The 16,711-nt window shown below is 65.8% G+C and carries 15 protein-coding genes and 1 pseudogene; 4 read left to right on the top strand and 12 right to left on the bottom strand.

Annotated features, from left to right (window positions below):
• The 3 genes from Aple_RS33720 to Aple_RS33710 all read right to left on the bottom strand — a co-directional run bounded on the left by Aple_RS33720 (position 1) and on the right by Aple_RS33710 (position 2,823).
• Positions 1–1,182: a zinc-dependent alcohol dehydrogenase gene (locus Aple_RS33720; protein ID WP_155348777.1), complete on the bottom strand. Its 1,182-nt coding sequence runs from the start codon at positions 1,180–1,182 to the stop codon at positions 1–3.
• Positions 1,183–1,218: 36 nt separating this feature from the next.
• Positions 1,219–1,776 (bottom strand): hemerythrin domain-containing protein, encoded by a 558-nt coding sequence (locus Aple_RS33715; protein ID WP_155348776.1) that lies wholly within the window; start codon positions 1,774–1,776, stop codon positions 1,219–1,221.
• A 159-nt stretch (positions 1,777–1,935) separates the two neighbouring features.
• Positions 1,936–2,823, bottom strand: coding sequence for a metallophosphoesterase family protein (locus Aple_RS33710; RefSeq protein WP_155348775.1), 888 nt, complete (start codon positions 2,821–2,823; stop codon positions 1,936–1,938).
• 273 nt (positions 2,824–3,096) lie between these two features.
• On the opposite strand from Aple_RS33710, the pseudogene Aple_RS56425 reads away from it, so the two are divergent.
• The 4 genes and pseudogenes from Aple_RS56425 to Aple_RS33695 form a co-directional block, all read left to right on the top strand.
• Positions 3,097–3,849: pseudogene (locus Aple_RS56425) on the top strand (serine/threonine-protein kinase); the annotation flags it as partial.
• 543 nt (positions 3,850–4,392) lie between these two features.
• Positions 4,393–5,448, top strand: coding sequence for a WD40 repeat domain-containing protein (locus tag Aple_RS54905; protein WP_246264968.1), 1,056 nt, complete (start codon positions 4,393–4,395; stop codon positions 5,446–5,448).
• Positions 5,449–5,770: 322 nt separating this feature from the next.
• A complete protein-coding gene (locus Aple_RS33700) occupies positions 5,771–6,412 on the top strand; it encodes a hypothetical protein (protein WP_155348773.1) in 642 nt (213 codons plus the stop codon).
• A 36-nt stretch (positions 6,413–6,448) separates the two neighbouring features.
• A complete protein-coding gene (locus Aple_RS33695; protein WP_155348772.1) occupies positions 6,449–6,808 on the top strand; it encodes a hypothetical protein in 360 nt (119 codons plus the stop codon).
• Between the two features lie 81 nt (positions 6,809–6,889).
• Here the strand turns inward: Aple_RS33695 and Aple_RS33690 are convergent, their stop codons facing one another.
• From Aple_RS33690 to Aple_RS33650, 9 genes are all read right to left on the bottom strand, one after another.
• Positions 6,890–7,441 (bottom strand): hypothetical protein, encoded by a 552-nt coding sequence (locus tag Aple_RS33690; protein WP_155348771.1) that lies wholly within the window; start codon positions 7,439–7,441, stop codon positions 6,890–6,892.
• Positions 7,438–9,120 (bottom strand): PHP domain-containing protein, encoded by a 1,683-nt coding sequence (locus tag Aple_RS33685; RefSeq protein ID WP_155348770.1) that lies wholly within the window; start codon positions 9,118–9,120, stop codon positions 7,438–7,440. Before Aple_RS33685 ends, Aple_RS33690 begins: the two co-directional genes overlap by 4 nt.
• Positions 9,121–9,297: 177 nt before the next feature.
• Entirely contained in the window at positions 9,298–10,434 is a 1,137-nt protein-coding gene (locus tag Aple_RS33680; RefSeq protein WP_170321784.1) for a Gfo/Idh/MocA family protein, read from the bottom strand.
• A 20-nt stretch (positions 10,435–10,454) separates the two neighbouring features.
• On the bottom strand, positions 10,455–11,219 hold the full coding sequence (locus Aple_RS33675) for a triose-phosphate isomerase family protein (protein WP_155348768.1): 765 nt from the start codon (positions 11,217–11,219) through the stop codon (positions 10,455–10,457).
• Positions 11,197–11,682, bottom strand: a complete 486-nt coding sequence (locus tag Aple_RS33670) for a ribose-5-phosphate isomerase (protein WP_281361634.1) — start codon at positions 11,680–11,682, stop codon at positions 11,197–11,199. Before Aple_RS33670 ends, Aple_RS33675 begins: the two co-directional genes overlap by 23 nt.
• Entirely contained in the window at positions 11,661–13,331 is a 1,671-nt protein-coding gene (locus Aple_RS33665; RefSeq protein WP_246264967.1) for a dihydroxyacetone kinase family protein, read from the bottom strand. The genes Aple_RS33670 and Aple_RS33665 overlap by 22 nt, the downstream gene beginning before the upstream one ends.
• Positions 13,306–14,427: a serine hydrolase domain-containing protein gene (locus tag Aple_RS33660; RefSeq protein WP_155348766.1), complete on the bottom strand. Its 1,122-nt coding sequence runs from the start codon at positions 14,425–14,427 to the stop codon at positions 13,306–13,308. Before Aple_RS33660 ends, Aple_RS33665 begins: the two co-directional genes overlap by 26 nt.
• Positions 14,420–15,382 (bottom strand): sugar phosphate isomerase/epimerase family protein, encoded by a 963-nt coding sequence (locus tag Aple_RS33655; protein WP_170321783.1) that lies wholly within the window; start codon positions 15,380–15,382, stop codon positions 14,420–14,422. Before Aple_RS33655 ends, Aple_RS33660 begins: the two co-directional genes overlap by 8 nt.
• A 45-nt stretch (positions 15,383–15,427) precedes the next feature.
• Positions 15,428–16,702 (bottom strand): ABC transporter substrate-binding protein, encoded by a 1,275-nt coding sequence (locus Aple_RS33650; protein ID WP_170321782.1) that lies wholly within the window; start codon positions 16,700–16,702, stop codon positions 15,428–15,430.
• Positions 16,703–16,711 lie beyond the last annotated feature (9 nt).

Raw genomic sequence — 16,711 nt, 5'->3', positions numbered from 1 at the left:
TTACGGCTTGAGCATGATCTTGATGGCGCCGTCCTGCTTCTTCTGGAAGATCTCGTAAGCGTGCGGGGCCTGGTCCAGGGGCAGCTGATGGGTGGTGAAGTCCATCAGGCCCAGCGGGTCGGTCTCGTCGTTCACGAGCGGGAGCAGGGCGTCGGTCCAGCGCCGGACGTGGGCCTGGCCCATGCGTACGGTGATGCCCTTGTCGAACATCCGTTGCATGGGAAGCGGGTCGGCGGTGCCGACGTACAGGCCGGAGATGGACAGGGTGCCGCCGCGGCGGACGATGTCGATGCCCAGGGTGAGGGCGGCGATGCGGTCGACGCTCGCGTTGGTCATCAGGGTCGCGGCGAGCTTGTCCGGGAGCAGGCTCGTGATCGTGTGGGCGAACTTGGCGGCCGGTGAGCCGTGGGCTTCCATGCCGACGGCGTCGATGACGGCGTCGGTGCCCCGGCCGTCGGTGAACTCGCGCACGGCGTCGGCGACGTGGTGGGTCTCGCTGGCGTCGATCAGCTCGGCGCCGTGGCGGCGGGCCATGGCCAGGCGTTCCATCACGCCGTCCACGGCGATGACGCGGTAGCCGAGGTGGCGGGCGATCCTGGCCGACATCTGGCCGATCGGGCCGAGGCCGAGGACGGTGACGCTGCCGCCGTCCGGGATGTTGGCGTACTGCACAGCCTGCCAGGCGGTGGGCAGGACGTCGGAAAGGTAGAGGTAACGCTCGTCGGGCGGGCCGTCAGGCACCTTGATCGGGCCGAACTGGGCCTGCGGGACACGAAGGTATTCGGCCTGGCCGCCGGGGACCTGGCCGTAGAGCTTGGTGTAGCCGAACAGGGCGGCGCCGGTGCCATGCTCAGGGCTCTGGGTGGTCTCGCACTGGGCGTACAGGCGGTTGTCGCACATCACGCAGTGCCCGCACGAGATGTTGAACGGGACGACCACCCGGTCGCCGGGCTTGAGGTTGGTGACATCGGAGCCCACCTCTTCCACGATGCCCATCGCCTCGTGGCCGAGAATGTCGCCTTCGGCCAGGAACGGGCCGAGCACCTCGTAGAGGTGCAGGTCGGAGCCGCAGATCCCGCTCGAGGTGACCCTGATGATCGCATCGTTGGGTTCCTTGATCGCCGGGTCCGGGACTTCGTCGACGCGGACGTCGCGCTTTCCGTGCCAGGTGAGAGCCTTCACGTCTCCTCCTCGGTTAGCTCAGGTAGCTCAGACGGCTCAGGACTTGCCCATCGCGGCCCGGATGGCGTCTCGGGTGCGGTCCATGATCGCGGTCGGCGGGCCAAGCAGTACGTTCTTGGTGGCGGACTCGACGCCCGGGTGGGGGCGGGTCGGGGCCAGGGCCTCGGCGGCCTTCACGCCCGCGGTCATCGCGCGCAGCTGCGGGCCGCTGGCCTTCTCGCGCAGCTTGGCGAACTCGAACTTCTCCTCGGCTTCGGCGTGGGCGAGCACGTCGGTGCGGAGCTCGTCGAAGTATTTGAGGAAGTCGGGGTGGTCGGTGCCCATGTCGTCGAGGCGGCTCAGCAGTTCCTTCGCCGAGTTCTCCTCCTGGAGCCGCTGGTCCACCACCTTGTCGCCGCCGGGGAAGGCCTTGCGGGCGTACGGGTGGACGAGTTCCTCCTCGGCGGTCTCGTGGATGGCGAGCAGGCGGACGAGATGATGGAAGACGTCCCGCTGGCCGGGACCCTTGGTGTTGACGACTTCCTCGAACAGTTCCCGGATCTCGTCGTGCTGGCGCATGAGGAACGTAATGACGTCCATGTCGGTGTCCTTCATGACCCTTCTTCCCTATTCGCGTTATTTGCAGTTAAGGGTCACGCATGCCCAGGTATGTCGGATCGAACCGGGTGGGCACCGCTCCCACGCCCGAATTGGGTACGCGTTTGGGGAAGTTTGGGGGAGTGCGCATCATCCGGTGGGTGTGGCTTGAGGAGTTCAGCCGTGATCTTCCGGGTTGTGGATGAGCTTGGTCAGGTCGAGGTCGTCGCCGCTGACCTCGGCCAGCCAGGGGTCGTGGATGTAGTCGAACGCGCCGGTGTCGGTGTCGAGGAGGGCGATGCTGCCGGGGGCGACTTGTTGCCGGGGGTTGACCGGGTTGGGGTCCCATCGGGTGATCTTGGGTGGGACGAGTTGGGCGAGGGCGTACGAGATGGTTCGGCCGTAGTGGCGGTGGCCGTTTTCGTGGTGGTAGTGGCCGCTGACGTGCAGGCTTGGTTGTAGATGTTCGATTAGCTTGGTCAGTTTCGTGGATCCTTGGATGTGGCCGTGGGCGTTGCGCGACATGCCGTGCGGGCCCTCGTGGGTGATCAGGATGTCCACGCTGGCCGGTTCGGCGGTGAGGAAGTGCGCGTACGCGTCGGGGTCGAAGTCCATTTTGCCGGGCACGTCGACCATGCCGAGGAAGCCGACCCGCTGACCGGCGAGGTCCAGGACCTGGCCGCAGGCGACATGGTGGTAGGCGGCGAGCGGATCCACGGGGGTCACGTCGGCGCCGGATGTTTGGTGCAGGGTGGCGAGCCACTCGTGGTCTTCGTGGTTGCCGCTGACGAACAGGAATGGCGGGAGTTCCGCGAGCGCGAGCCGTACTCCGTCGGCGAGGTGGGGTGAGGGGTCGAGCAGGCGGAAGAAATCGCCCTGGGCCGGGGAGTCCGCGCCGAAGCGGCGGCTGGGCTCGTCCCAGCGTTCTGGCGAGGGGAACGCGCCCAGGTCGCCGACCTGGATCAACGCGTCGAGGGTGATTCCCCGCCGGTTCTGGAGCAGGACCGCCGCGCCCAGCGCGTGCAGCACATAGCCATGGACATCACCAAAGAATGCGATCTTCATCGCTGTCCTCCAACGTTCGAGGACCCGGCGACGCGGGAGTGGCGCAACGATACGGCGTCAGCCACCGGTTCACGCCCGGTAACTCACGTCCAACCGCTCCACCGCTCCTCAGCGGCCAGGCCTGATCTTTCGTGCTTCTTGCGATCAGTGTATGCGTGGGCGGCCGGCCATGCCATTGATGTACGGACGAACAATTCTGAGCCAATCGGAGGTGAATTAACGGGTAATGGAGGATTCGGCGACTGACTGTCGCGGGATGGTCGGCGCGTATTATTGGGTGGCCGATCGACCGGTTTATTGAAGAGGTGGCTCTTGCCCAGTGCCGAACCCCGTGACCTGGGTGACTATCGGCTGACCAGCCGGATCGGGAGCGGCGGGCAGGGCGAAGTCCATCGGGCCATCGCGCCGTCGGGGGTCGAGGTCGCGGTCAAGATATTGCATGCGACGCTTTCTGAGGACGATGGTGCGCGCCGCCGATTCTTCCGGGAAGTGGAACTCGCGCGGCGGGTGGCGCCTTTCTGCACGGCCCGGGTTCTGGATGTGGGCGTCCATGACAATCAGCCGTTCATTGTCAGCGAATTCGTGCCCGGGGCGTCGTTGCATCATGTCGTACGGCAGGAGGGGCCGCGCACGGGCGGAGGGCTCGAGCGGCTTGCCGTGGCTACCGCGACCGCGCTGGCCGCTATTCATCGGGCCGGGGTCGTGCATCGGGATTTCAAGCCGAGCAATGTCATCATGGGTCCGGAGGGACCGGTGGTCATTGACTTCGGTATCTCGCGGGCGCTTGACCATACGGTCACGCATACGGGGTCGATGGGGACGCCCGGCTACATGGCGCCCGAGCAGGTCGCGTCCGGCGAGGTGGGTCCGGCCGCCGACGTCTTCAGCTGGGGCGCCACGATGGTGTACGCGGCGCCCGGCCGCCCGGCCTTCCAGGGCGACTCGGTGCCGGTGGTTTTACACGCCCTCCTGTACGGCAACCCGGACATCTCCGGCGTCCCCGACAGCCTGCGCCCATTAATTACGAAATGTCTGGATAAATCCCCCGAGAACCGGCCTACGGCGGCCGACCTCGTCAGAACTTTGACTGGCGACGACACCCCTGCCCCTCCCGCGAGCGCTGCGCCTTTCCCGGGTGCCGCGCCTGTCCCGAGCATCGCTCCGGTCGCGGGTGCTTTCCCGGTCGCGGCTCCGGTCGAGGGTGTTTCCCGGGGCGCCGCTCCGGTCGCGGGTGCTTTCCCGAGTGCCGCTCCGGTCGAGGGTGCTTTTCCGGGCGTCGCGCCGGGCGCGGGCACCGCACCTCCCGGAAGCGCCCCGCCCGATATTTCATCTCTTTCGACCGCGAACCTTCCCCCCACGGATCGACCTTCCGCGCACGTTTCCCCCACGGATCGGTCTTCCGCCAACCCGTCCTCCATGGATCGGCCCTTCCCGGATCTCCCCTCTACGCGCGTTACGTCCACAGATCTCGCGTCTACGTATGCTTCGTCCGGGCACCCCCCGCCCGCGAATGGCCTTCCGTACACCCAGCCGGTTCGTAAATCCCGGCGCACGCCGATCCTGCTCGTCTTGGGCAGCATTCTCGTGGTCGCCGCCGTCCTGGCAGCCGTCACCCTGTGGCCGAAGAACAACACCCCCGCAAACCAGTCCCGCACCAGCACAACCCTCGAACCCTCCACATTCGGCACCCCCGTCGGTGACCCCATCCGCGTCCACACCGACGACGTTCGCTCGATCGCGATCGGCCAGCTCGACGGCCCCATCTCCGTGAGCGGCTCCGACGACGACACCGCCCGCGTCGTCGACCTGGTCCAAGGGGTAGAACTCACCCCCACCCTCACCGGGCACACCAAATGGGTACGCTCCGTCGCCATCGGCACCCTCGACAACGAACCGATCGCGCTCACCGGCAGCGACGACGGCACCGCCCTGGTCTGGAATCTCAACACCCGCCAGCGCACCGGCCCATCCATCGCCGGAAACCCCGGCGGCATCAAAGCCGTCGCCCTGGGCGACCTCGACGGCACCCCCATCGCCATCACCGCCGGAGTCGACAAAACCGCCCGAATCTGGGATCTCCGCACCCGCGAACAGATCGGCGCCCCCCTCACCGGCCACACCAGCACTATCTGGTCCGTAGCCCTGACCATGCTCAACAACACCCCGATCGCGGTGACCACCAGCGACGACAGCACGGTACGCCTCTGGGATCTCCGTACCAGAAAACAGCTCGGCGCCCCCATGACCGGACATCAAGGATGGGTACGCTCCGTCGCCGTAGCCGACCTCGACGGCAAGCCCATCGCCCTCACCGGCGGCGAAGACAACACCGCCAGAATCTGGGACCTCACCACCCAAACCCAACTCGGCACCCCCCTCACCGGCCACACCGGCTGGATCTGGTCGGTAGCCCTCACCAAAACCGGCGACAACCTCATCGCTCTCACCGGCAGCGAAGACGACACCGCCCGCGCCTGGGACATCTCCACCCGAAAGCTCCTCGGCCCCCCACTAACCGGCCACACCGACTGCATCTGGACCGTCACCTTCGCCGAACTCAACGGCAAACCCATCGCCGTCACCGGCAGCAAAGACGAAACAATCAGACTCTGGAACCTCAGTTAGCGTGGCGCCGGTGCGGCGAGAACTATCCGCGTGAACGCCGCCAGAGAACGGTGTGCAACCCGGCGACCTGCCCACTGTGTTAGGCGTTTTCGCATCACGGCAAAACTGGACGTCCCAAATCTTTAAAGTGCGGTGGTTGAGGCACTTCCGCACCGTGCATTAGCGTGGACAGGGCCCAGCCCAGACGGAGCGAAATTCCGGCTCACGATCCCTGAAACCTAGGGCGGGTCAGCAAGATTGGGGCATGGCTCGACATATCGAGCGAATGGGTCCCCACCGTCGCATTGGGCTAGTCCTTCGTATAGACGAGCTGGCGATATTCATGTTTGAAGCAACCAGCAAACGAAGATATGCAAAGAGGGCGACGGCCGTTTTCACCACCACGGTGGCATCGGTTCTGCTGGGATTGGGTCCATGTGATGCGGCCTCACTTGATCACGCGGTGATCGGGAGTACCTCGGGTGCGGCGGCGGAGTTCTCCTCTACCCTTGACCGCTCCGCGAAGCACATGACACCGGGCTTCGAGCAGGCCATGGCGGTCAACGCCATACTGCTCAGCATGAGCGGCACGCGTTCTGAACTCGCCCCTGCGCTGGATCAGATACGGAGCTGTGGAGCGCCTCAGGCTGGGATGGCAACTCTCAGCATGGTCGCGGAATCTCGGCGCAACCAACTCGACACCGTCCGGGCCCTTCAAGTAGACGCACTTCCCGGAGGGGCCATCCTTCGATCTGCTTTGGACGATGCGTTGACTATGTCACTCAATGCCGACGAAGCCTTTGTTGAGTGGGCTCGACACCGATCAACCGGCGGCTGCTCCGCGAGCCTGACAGAGGACTCCGCCTACCAAAGCGGCCTCTCCTTCTCCGAACGTGCCACCCAGGCGAAACAGAGATTCGTGGACCTATGGAATCCAGTTGCCCAACTGTACGGTCTCTCGCAGCGGACAGCGGATGACATCTGACCGATACCGGACCTTCTCGATAAAGGAGGAATCGACATGCGTGACGTTCGCGCGACAATTGGCTGCGCCGTAATCGTCACTGCCACCCTGTGGCCGATCGCCAGTTCGGAGGCGTCGACCGACTCTACGCCGTCCAAGGCCATCACCTCGATGACGGCGGCTCCGAGCACCGATCCACCATCGCCTTACCAAGAGGGCTACGCGGAAGGGACACGCAACGGTAGGGCGGCCGCCGATCAGGATGCTTGGCAACGTTGCCAGTACGACACGAACAAGGCGTACGCCATGGCTTATGCGGACAAGGAGGGTGCTTGGTGGGTGGGGTACAGAGCAGGCTACGGCTCTGGATACGTCGAGGGATACGAGACCTCTTCCAAGAAGCACTGCGTCCCATGAGGTCGGCGCGGCGCTCGTAGCGACGGTGAAGACCCATGAACGCCGTCACGACGATAGATCACCAACAAGGCACGGTCTTAGTTAGTGCCCTCCGCAGCACGCTCGCACATCGAGAATTTCAAACGGCACCAGCCCTACAGAGCCATCCGGCAACAATCCTGGCGTCGTGGCGAGGGTCAGGACTCCGCCCTTCCGTTCTGGCCGCAGATATCCGCGCGTGTCCAGCACGACCTCCGGTCCGGCCGGGGACGGCGACGCCAGCACTGACACCTGGTCGATCGCTGATCGCTCGACCAACTCGGCTACCGTCAGCACGCCACTGATTCCAGCGGATCCGGCGAAAACCACCGCTCGCCCGCCTCCGGCCTCGAATTCGGCCACCGCCTGCGACGCCCCCGCCGCCAGCTCCTCCGGCCCGGTGCGCCGGTCGCCCCACGCAACGCCGTACTCCGCCAACTGCTCGGGGCGGACATCAGGGTCCACGACGAGGGTGACCGCCACGTGGGGGCGGCCGGTGCGCACGAAGTGCGTGCAGGCCAGGGCCGGCGGGCCGAGCATCGTCACCAGGTCGTGGATCAGATGCTCGGCCGCCGCGACGTCGGGGGTGCCCGCGTCGATTCCCAGGATGGTCATCCGCGCGGACGCACCCAGAGCGGGTTGCTGTAGAACCACAGGTCAAGCCACGGGTCGGCGTCGCCGAGCACGTCCATCTGGGGCCCGGCCGGGTCCACGCCCGCGCCGAGCAGGCCGACCGCGGAACGTTTGCCGTCCGTGCCGCGCACCCGCAGGTAGATCGGCCGATCGACCGGCCCGATCCCGTACACGAACCGGACGGATCCCTTCGCCCCGGACGTGACCTCGAAGGACTTGGCGACCTTCGTGCTCGGCGTGGTGAACACGTCGGGATTGGCGGCCGGTCCGGTGACGTCGCCCTGGATGACGTCCACCTGGGCCAGCACCGGCACGAACTGCGCCCAGTTCGGCTCGGAAGCCAGATCGATCTCGATGACCAGCTCGACCGGCGTGCCCTTGCGGACCACCAGCGTGTCGCCGAGCGTGATGCCCGAGTCCGACCGGTTCCCCGCGACGCGGGCGCGTACGTTCAGGCCCTTGATGAGGTGGCCGTGGTCGACCCAGACCCTGCCTGCGCGCAGGCCGCGCATGACGGCGGCGTAGGAGAAGTCCTCGGCGCCGACGTTGGTGCGGCTGTAGAAGCCGGGCCAGAAGTCACCCGCCGTGACCTGCGTGGGCTGCCCGTAGACGGGGTCGTTGTAGCGCCCGTTGGCCTCGAAGTCGCTGTTCGGGCCGCGCGTCGCGGTGTCCCCGTACACCGTGTGCGAGTCCGAGTTCGCGCTGATCCACCACGGTTTGCCCTCAGCGAGCAAGCTGTCCCAGAGCCCGCCGACGGTGGAGGTCATCCAGTCGAAACCGCCGAACGTACGGTAGCTCTCGACCGGATACGCCGGGAACGAGGCCGCGCTCGGGCTGCCGCTGTAGAAGCCACGCCCGCTGCCCGGCCCGAGCGGCGCCTTGATCCCTGCGGCCTGGTGGCCGGGCGCGCCCTCGAAACCGACCGCGATCGACGGGTCCGAGTCCCGCCAGGCGCGGATCTCGTGCGGCGAGTCGACGCCCCGCCGCGCCGGGTGGTTGGCGAAGAACAGCGCGTCCGGAATACGCCGCCGCCGCACCTGCTCACCCAGGAACGCGATCCCCGCCACAGCCAGCGCCTCGTTGGCCGGCGTGCTGTCGTTGGCGTTCTTGACCGACCCGTCGTAGGAGTTCTCGAACTCCTTCAGCACCGCGACCTCGTTGCGGCCCGGGTGCACGAAAACGGTGGCATGCTCAGCCGCCGGAATGTTCCACTCCAGCCCCTGAAAAACCAGCACATCCTCGTACGCCTCACGCGCCTGGACGATGTCCGGATTCACCTTCTCCACACCGATCCTGGCATGCGCCGCGCCACCATGGTCGGTGATGACCATCCAGTCCAGCCCGTACGCGTTGGCGTGCCGCACGTGGTCGATCACGCGGTATACCGCGTCACTGCTGTACTGCGTGTGAATGTGGTGATCGCCCGCCAGCCACTGGTACCCGTGCCGCGGCTCCCGCCCCGGATGGTGAGGCGTCGCCGCGGCGGCCGGACTCGCCGTCGCCCCCGCTGCCACCGCCGCCGCACCGAGCAACCCCGCCCGCCGCATCAGCGACCGCCGGTTCAACTCACCCGGCTCCAGTTCCCGCTCCGGCACGGACAGGTCGCCCGCATGATCGTGCTCGTGCTCGTGCTGGTCATGATGGTGGTGATGGTGGCCCATCGTCGCCTCCGTATCCGTCTGGTACGGAACAGACCATGGGCCACCTGAAAAAACGCCCGGTGACGCTAATCAATCCACCGAGTGAAGCGTCACCACCCGAACCACCCGATTCCCGGCCATCACCCCTCGCCGTACACGCTCACACCAGCACCGACTCGTTTAAGATCACGTGCGATGTCACGGCGAGGGCGGAACGTCCACCCACTGGCCCGTCGAAGCGGACCGCGAGATGGCCTCGACCACCTCCTGGACGTGCGTAGCTTCCGCGGCACTCGGATGTGCCTGCTCTCCCTTCACGATGGCGCTGAAGAATGAATGGAACTGGCTCGCGCTCACATCGACGTATCCGCTGCCGAGGCCTGCGAGCTTCCAATGGCCGTTGGGGTGTTCGAGACTCGTGTGCACGGTCTTGAAACCGGCGTCGACGGGCGCGTCGGCGACGCGCGAGATTCGGAACTCCTCACGATGGTTCCAATCGAAGTCGACCGCGGCCTTCGTCGCGTCGAAGGAGAAGCGGTACTGGTTCTTTCGACCGGACGCGTAGAAGCTCACTGCGAAGCTGCCGATAACGCCGTTCGCGAATTCCGCGATCCACACGGCGGCATCATCGAGAAGGTCTTCGGAGATCCGTGTGCTCTCGGGCATCCACCCCTGCGAGCGATCTTCATGCATGGCGCGCGCAAGGGCGTTGAGTCGAAGGATCGGTCCGTTGAAGAACTCGGCGACGTCGACGATGTGCGAGCCGATGTCCCCCGACGCACCCGAGCCACCGGTGCCGCGCGAGTTGCGCCAGCGTCCAGGCGTCTTCCCCCAGAGCAGCCCCGTTTCCTGCAGGTACGTTGCCCGGAACTGCAGCGGCACGCCCAGTTCACCTGCTTCGAGCAGTGCTTTGGTGTATTGCACGGCCGCCGTATGCCGGTAATTGAAGCCCACCTGGACGAGGACGGCCGCCTCCTCCGCGGCGCGAGCTATCCGCCACCCCGAGGCCGCATCGTTCGTGATGGGTTTCTCGCAGAAGACGTGCTTGCCCGCGGCGATCGCCGCGAGCGTGACCTCCTCGTGCAGATCCGGCGGGGTGACGATGTCGACGACGTCCACGTCCTCGCGTGCGACGACCTCTCGCCAGTCGGTGGACGCCTCGCTCCAGCCGAGCTCCTCGGCAGCCGAGCGCGCGACACCGGGATCGGGCTCAACGAGAACGTGTCGATTGATCCGCACACCGAGACCGGATAGATCCGCCAACCCGAGCGCCGAGCTGTGGGCATGACCCATGAAGCCAGCACCCCCGATGATGGCAATGTTGATCTTGTCCATGGATAGATCACACCTCTCCCTCATGCCGCCAGCTCCCGCACTTCGTCCATGATCCGTTCCAGTTGCCGTGTGTCGTGGGCGAAACGTCCGAGGAAAAGGCCATCCGCCGCGCGCAATCCCGTCATTGTTCCGATGCCCGCACTCCCGCCATAGAGAAGGGGCGCGTCATTGTTCCGATCATCCAGCCGTGCGCGTAGGTGCCGGAGCACGCCATCCACGTAATCGGCTGGTGCCGGCGATTGCGTGCCGATGGCCCACGCGGGCTCATATGCCACGATCAGCGGTGCTGTTTCCGGCACGACCTTGAGCACGGTGTCGAGCTGGAGAGAACAGATCTTTGCCGCCCCGGCCGGAGTCATCTTCGTGGTTTCGCCCACGCATAGCAGAGGCGTGAGGCCTACTTCCGCCGCTAACCGCGCCTTCGCGGCGATTATCGAGTCCGTCTCCCCAAAGAGTGTTCGTCGTTCCGCGTGACCGAGCTCGACTGAGCGGCAACCGAGCTGGGCGAGACTGCGAGCCGATACTTCCCCGGTAAAGGCGCCGGACAATGCCGCCGCCGCGTTCTGCGCGCCGACCTCCACACGCGATCGGCGGGTGAGCGCGAGAGCCGCGGGAACCTCGGTAAGGCTGGGGAAGATCAGCACGCGTAGCGACCCGAATCGGTCGTGATCGCTCAGCTGTACGACTCGGCGGATCCAAGCGAGGGTTTCGGGGCGGTCGAGGTACATTTTCAGCGAGATCGCCACCATCGGGTTTCTCACGTCACACCGCAGGATTGTGCTCATAATTGGAGATCGCCGCGACCTTTGGGGCCGACGCCGATTGTGGATCGAAGGTGTAGTCGAGCCATTCCCGCGCCAGCCTTCGGGCGAGTTCGAGGCCGATCACGCGCTGCCCCATGCACAGCATCTGCGCGTTGTTACTCAGGACTGAGCGTTCCACGGAATAACTGTCGTGTGCGGTGACAGCGCGGATGCCCGCGACTTTGTTGGCCGCGATCGCAACGCCCAGTCCGGTGCCACAGATAAGGACTGCCCGATCGGCCTCCCCACGGGCGACCATGCGCGCGGCCTGCACAGCGATATGGGGGTACGGGGTGTCGTCACCCGGTGGCACGCCCAGATCGACAATGCTGACGACCCTCGCGTCGCTCGCATAATCTCGGGCGATCGCCAGCCTGTAGTCGGCTCCTGCCGAGTCGCTCCCCACGACAATCCGCCAACCCATCACGACCTGCTTTCCATCCATCGACCAACCTCTTCAACGATGAGGGCAAAGGACATCGCTCCGGCGTCTGGATGTCCCAGGCTCCGACCCGGATGCGTCCTGGCGCGACCCAGTCGCGGTATCAGTTCGCTCGTGCGCTCGGCCGCGTTCCGCGCAACCGCCGCCGCCTGCCGCCAGACCACAGCAGGTGGGCCCGGAGCATCCAGCGCGGATGCGAAGGGGGCGACGGCGTCGAGCATGGTCTTGTCTCCCAGCCGGGCGCCGCCCTGTTCAGCAAGCTGTGTGGCGGCCGCCGCGGCGGCCGCCTTGAGAGAGAAGTGCGGGCGGGACGGGTCGACGGACTTCGCCGCGCTGGTGAGCATCGCCTCCCACAACGCGCCCGAGGTGCCGCCGGCTCGCGCTGCCCATGCCTTGCCCGCGGCGGTGAGCGCCGCTCCGATGTCGTGGATTCCCCCGCATGCGTCACGGGCCGCCCGGGCGCCGGCCAGCATCCCGCGACCATGGTCTCCATCGCCGGCCAACGCATCCAGCGCGCCAAGCTCCTGCTCAGAACGCTCCAGCACCGCCACGACATAGTCGAAGACCTCCGCGACGAGGCCGCCGCGTTCGAGCCGTTCGGATGTGGGCCGCCATGTCAACGGGGGCCGCTCGGCCACCTCGCCGTCCGGGCGGTGCACTGCCGCGCTATGTGCGGGGTCGAGCCACAACGCTTCGAGTTCATCGTCCAACTGGCACACGCTCAAGGACAGGCCGGTCATGTCGAGAGAGGAGACGTAGGACCCCACCAGGGGCGCGATGGATTGGTACCCTCTGGCCTGGAGTTCATCGAGGACCAGCGGCCAGATGGCGAAGAGGGTCTCGGGACCGGCGGAGCCCATGCCATTTAGGAGAACTCCCAGTCGTGGTGACCGACGCGCCGGCAACTCTGCTGTCACTCGATCGACGAGGAGACCGGCAAGCTCGGATTCCGTTGGCACGGGGAGCGTCTCGATACCGGGCTCGCCATGAATCCCCAGCCCCAGAGCAATCTCGCCGGGGTTCACGGTGAAGAGCGGGCCTGGTGCGCCTGGGATAGTGCAGCCGGAGAAAGCGACTCCGATGGTGCGCGTCGCGGAATTGGCGCGAGCGGCCACCGTCACCGCCTCGTCGAGGCCGGCGCCGCGCAGGATCCCCGCCCCGCAGATCTTGAAAACGATGAGATCTCCCGCGATTCCGCGACGCTCGTTGTGCTGCGGAGAACTGGCCACATCATCCGTGACGACGATGTGGCGTACGCGGTAGCCCAGGTATTCGAGTTCGGCGGCGGCGGCGTTGAAATTTAGGCGATCACCGGCGTAGTTCCCGTACCCGAGAATCACATCTCCTGCCGGTGCGAGATCTCGCACCACTCCTACGATCGCGGCTTCGGAGGGGGAGGCGAACACATCGCCCAGCACGGCGGCCGCGGCCAAGCCGCTACCCACGTATCCTGCGAAGGCCGGGTAGTGTCCGGAGCCTCCGCCGACAACCAGAAGTGGTGCACCGTCCGGAGGGGTGCGGGTCGCGACAACCCCGGATGGGACCTGCCGCACTATTGCCGAGTAGATGTGGGCGAAGCTGGCGATTGCCCGGCCCGCGAATGTGGTCCCGTCTTGTTGGAGCAAGTTAGTTCCCCCTGCCGAGTTCTGCACAATGCCGGATCGCCGACAACAAGGGTTGGATTCCGCTGGATGCTCCCTTGACGCCTATAAGGACGTTTGTGGTGTAACCGATCGCCAGGCCGAGGTGGGGCACGCCCACGGCCATGGCCCCGCCTGCCCCTTCGTGACCGAACGAGCCGGGTCCCAGCATCGGTATTTGCACGCTCGGGAGTTGAACGCCGAGGCCGTAGTGCGTTCGCGTGCCCAGCACACGGTCTCGACCTCGAGATCGGGTTGCGGTCAGTTCAGACAGAGTCGAAGGCCGTATCAACCGTCCGCTGACCACTCCGTCAACGACTCGGGCGATGTCGATGGCGGTCGCCATCATGTTGGAAGCAGGCCAGTTCGCTTCCGCGACCCGGGGATCGTTGAACACGCGAATATCGGCGAGAGCCCCCCTGGCCAGCGCATCGAAGCGACTCTGCGAACTCTCGGCCCACGCCCGTTGCAAGGGGGTCGGGGTGAGGTGCTGAACGATGAGCGGCGCCAGGTCGAGGGCGGAACCGCCGACGCCGAGTTGGATATCCGACGCTGCGGCAGGATTTACGTACCGCCTCAGAAAGGTCGCAACGTCGAGCCCCGTACGTCGAGCCATCGCGCCGCTGATCAACGCGCCGAAGCTCCATGCGTGGTAACCATGATCGGTGTCAGGCTCCCAGACAGGGTTGGTTTCCTCCCCAAGCCGTCGTTCAAGACCGCCATCGATCAGTTCTTCGACAGGTATGTCGCGATGCAACCCCACCAGACCCGAGCGATGCCCGAGCACCATGCGCAGGGTGATTCCACGCGTAGCTTGCCGGTCGAACTCGGGCCAGAAACGGTGGAGCGGCTCATCGATGTCCAGGAGGCCTCGTTCCACGGCCATGGCGCAGACGACTGCGGTGATCAGCTTCGATACGGAGAACAGGAGTTGACGTCCGCCCTGGATCGCGTGATCTCCCGCCCGTAGGTCGACCAGCACCTCCCCGTCGCGTAGGACGGCGAGGGCGGCGCCACCCACCTGCTGGCGCGAGAACTCGCGGGCGAAGACATCGACGAGAGGTTCGAGGTCGGGCGCGGCTCGGCCCTCGATGCGCAGCTCAGCCATGAGCGCGACCGACAGACTTGTCGATGACCGCACGTCCGAACGTGAGGACCTCCGCCACGTCGGCGACCGGTGCGTCGGCGAAATCGACTTCGGCGACGGCCCAGCGCGGGGTTGGGTTTCGGATGAACTCGTCGGCGAACCGCGGCCAGTCGACGATGCCGTGTCCCGCGCGTCGGAACGATTCGATCATGCGGCCATGGCGGATATGCCCCGTGGAAATGTCACCCGAGACGGGCGCGGCGCAATCCTTCCAATGCGCGATCGGGACTCGGGCCGCATGACGGCGGAGGATGGACACAGCGTCCCCGCCGTCAAGCGTGATGTGCCCCGCGTCTGGGCAGAGCAGGACGAGTTCGGGATCGGTTCTGGCCATCATGGCGTCGACGTCTGTGTCACGTGCGACGAGAGAGTACGCCTCGGTGTGAATGGCGTATCGAGTGCCGCCCGCGCGGGCCGCGCGGGCCATGTCCTCGACGATGTCCGCGACGGCATCGCGGAACTCAGGTGCGACGTGCTCCGACGGCCCTTCTTCGGTGAGGGCGCGTTTAGCGGGGCCCTGCAATATGAGGTCACCGCTCAGCTCGGCGATGAAACTCGCATGGTCATGAACAAGCTCGCGCAGGCGGGATCGCTCCGCGCTGTTGTTCACCGCATCCGAGATGGGATGTCCCGTCATGTAGCTAGATGAGATCGCCAGGCCGCGGCGGGCGAGCGCCCTCCGCACTCCGGCGGCTCCTCCGTATGCGTGGCGTGCCGTCGCCCAGTCGCCCGGAGGGATGCTGAACTCGACTGCTCGCGCGCCCGACGCGGCCACGCCGTCGAGGAGCCGATCCCAGAACCGCTGCGGGTCCTCACCAACCACTTCGACGAGCGCTGGGAGATCCTCGCTGCCGAGTCGCTGAGGCTTGTAGAAGGTGATAGTGCTGGTAGACCAGAGGGGTGGGGTGACGCTCACGCAAGCAGCTCCTTTCGGGGACATTCCACCGTGGACCGTGAGGTCCTACTTGCCTGTGGTGTATGCCACGTCCATGATCTTGAGGACTTCGCCGATGCTGCTCTTGTCCGCCATGAGCTGCTGCACGGCGGAAACAAGCCGTTCCTGGACGACGGCGTTTGGCCAGTTCTGATCCAGGAGCGGGCTCACCCGGTTCTCCTTGTACATCTTTGCGACCTCAGCGACGAGGTCGGACGGCTGGTAGAGGTCGCCGCTCATCGGAGGTACCTGCTTGCTGCCCCCGGCGTATGCCGTCTGTCCCTCGGCCGAGCCCATCCAGTCCACGAATTCCAACGCGAGTTCCATGTTGCCGGTCTTCGCATTGACCGCTGGGCCCGCACCCGAACTACCAGAGATCCGGGTCTCGGACGGATCGTTGGTAGCCGGCAGCGGGAAAAACTTGAGGGTGGTGTTGGGCGCCGCCTTCGTGAATTGACCCAGTGTCGTGGTGATGTTGATTACCGCGAGCGCGGAACCGTCCGCGATGTGCGTGACAGTGTCCGCGAGAACGGTACCGGTGGGCACGGACCCGAAACAGCCTGCGTCGCGCATTTCGATCTCCTGCTCCAGGCTCTTCTTGTAGCCGGGCGACGATTCGAAACTCGATTTGCCCGCCGCCTGCTCAGCGTCAAAGTCGGGAGTCGTCGTATACACGTTTGTGGCGACGAGCGCGTAGGGAACCATGATCGCGAAAATGTCGGCGACGCCGACATCGTAGGGAATCTTGCCCGCTGCCTTGGCCTTGGCGCAGTATTCGAGCACGCTGTCCCAGGTATCCGGCACCTTGATGCCGAGCTTACCCATGAGATCCATGTTGTAGATCGCGCCGATGCCGTTGGTGGCCATGGGGGCGAAGTAGGTCGTGCCGTCTACCTCGGTGCGCGACTTGATCGACCCTGGGATGTTGGCCACCCAGGCGCGGCCGGAAAGGTCGGCGAGATAGCCCCCGGGGGCCAATGCCTCGATCGCTCCAGGGTTACCGTTGCCGGGCCATACGTAGAACACGTCGGGCGCTGTTCCCGAAGAGAGTTGCGTGCGGATGAGGGCCTGGTAGTCGGCGACGTCAGCGCTGGTCAGCTTGATTTCGACATCAGGATGCGACTTCTTGAAGGCGGCGACCGCGGCGTCGATGCCAGGTCGATCGAGTGAGTTCCAGCCGATCGTGAGTGTCCGGCCGCCCCCCGAGCCGGTGGTGCTTGTGCTGCAGCCGGCCAGTACGGCCGCCGCGAGTGTGGTAATTGCCGTGAGTGTGATCAGCGACGTCGCTGTGTTCTTCCTCATCACGGGCCT

This window comes from Acrocarpospora pleiomorpha (assembly GCF_009687885.1).
In the GTDB taxonomy this organism is placed as follows: Bacteria; Actinomycetota; Actinomycetes; order Streptosporangiales; family Streptosporangiaceae; genus Acrocarpospora; species Acrocarpospora pleiomorpha.
This window is presented reverse-complemented; position numbering and strand designations above follow the sequence as displayed.

Bases quoted from the DNA above. Each gene is read 5' to 3' on its own strand.
- Aple_RS33685 (WP_155348770.1), bottom strand. From the start codon at position 9,120: ATGGGCCACCATCACCACCATCATGACCAGCACGAGCACGAGCACGAT.
- Aple_RS33680 (WP_170321784.1), bottom strand. From the start codon at position 10,434: ATGGACAAGATCAACATTGCCATCATCGGGGGTGCTGGCTTCATGGGT.
- Aple_RS33695 (WP_155348772.1), top strand. From the start codon at position 6,449: ATGCGTGACGTTCGCGCGACAATTGGCTGCGCCGTAATCGTCACTGCC.
- Aple_RS33675 (WP_155348768.1), bottom strand. From the start codon at position 11,219: ATGAGCACAATCCTGCGGTGTGACGTGAGAAACCCGATGGTGGCGATC.
- Aple_RS33715 (WP_155348776.1), bottom strand. From the start codon at position 1,776: ATGAAGGACACCGACATGGACGTCATTACGTTCCTCATGCGCCAGCAC.
- Aple_RS33690 (WP_155348771.1), bottom strand. From the start codon at position 7,441: ATGACCATCCTGGGAATCGACGCGGGCACCCCCGACGTCGCGGCGGCC.
- Aple_RS33660 (WP_155348766.1), bottom strand. From the start codon at position 14,427: ATGGCTGAGCTGCGCATCGAGGGCCGAGCCGCGCCCGACCTCGAACCT.
- Aple_RS33700 (WP_155348773.1), top strand. From the start codon at position 5,771: ATGTTTGAAGCAACCAGCAAACGAAGATATGCAAAGAGGGCGACGGCC.
- Aple_RS33670 (WP_281361634.1), bottom strand. From the start codon at position 11,682: ATGGATGGAAAGCAGGTCGTGATGGGTTGGCGGATTGTCGTGGGGAGC.
- Aple_RS33710 (WP_155348775.1), bottom strand. From the start codon at position 2,823: ATGAAGATCGCATTCTTTGGTGATGTCCATGGCTATGTGCTGCACGCG.
- Aple_RS33650 (WP_170321782.1), bottom strand. From the start codon at position 16,702: ATGAGGAAGAACACAGCGACGTCGCTGATCACACTCACGGCAATTACC.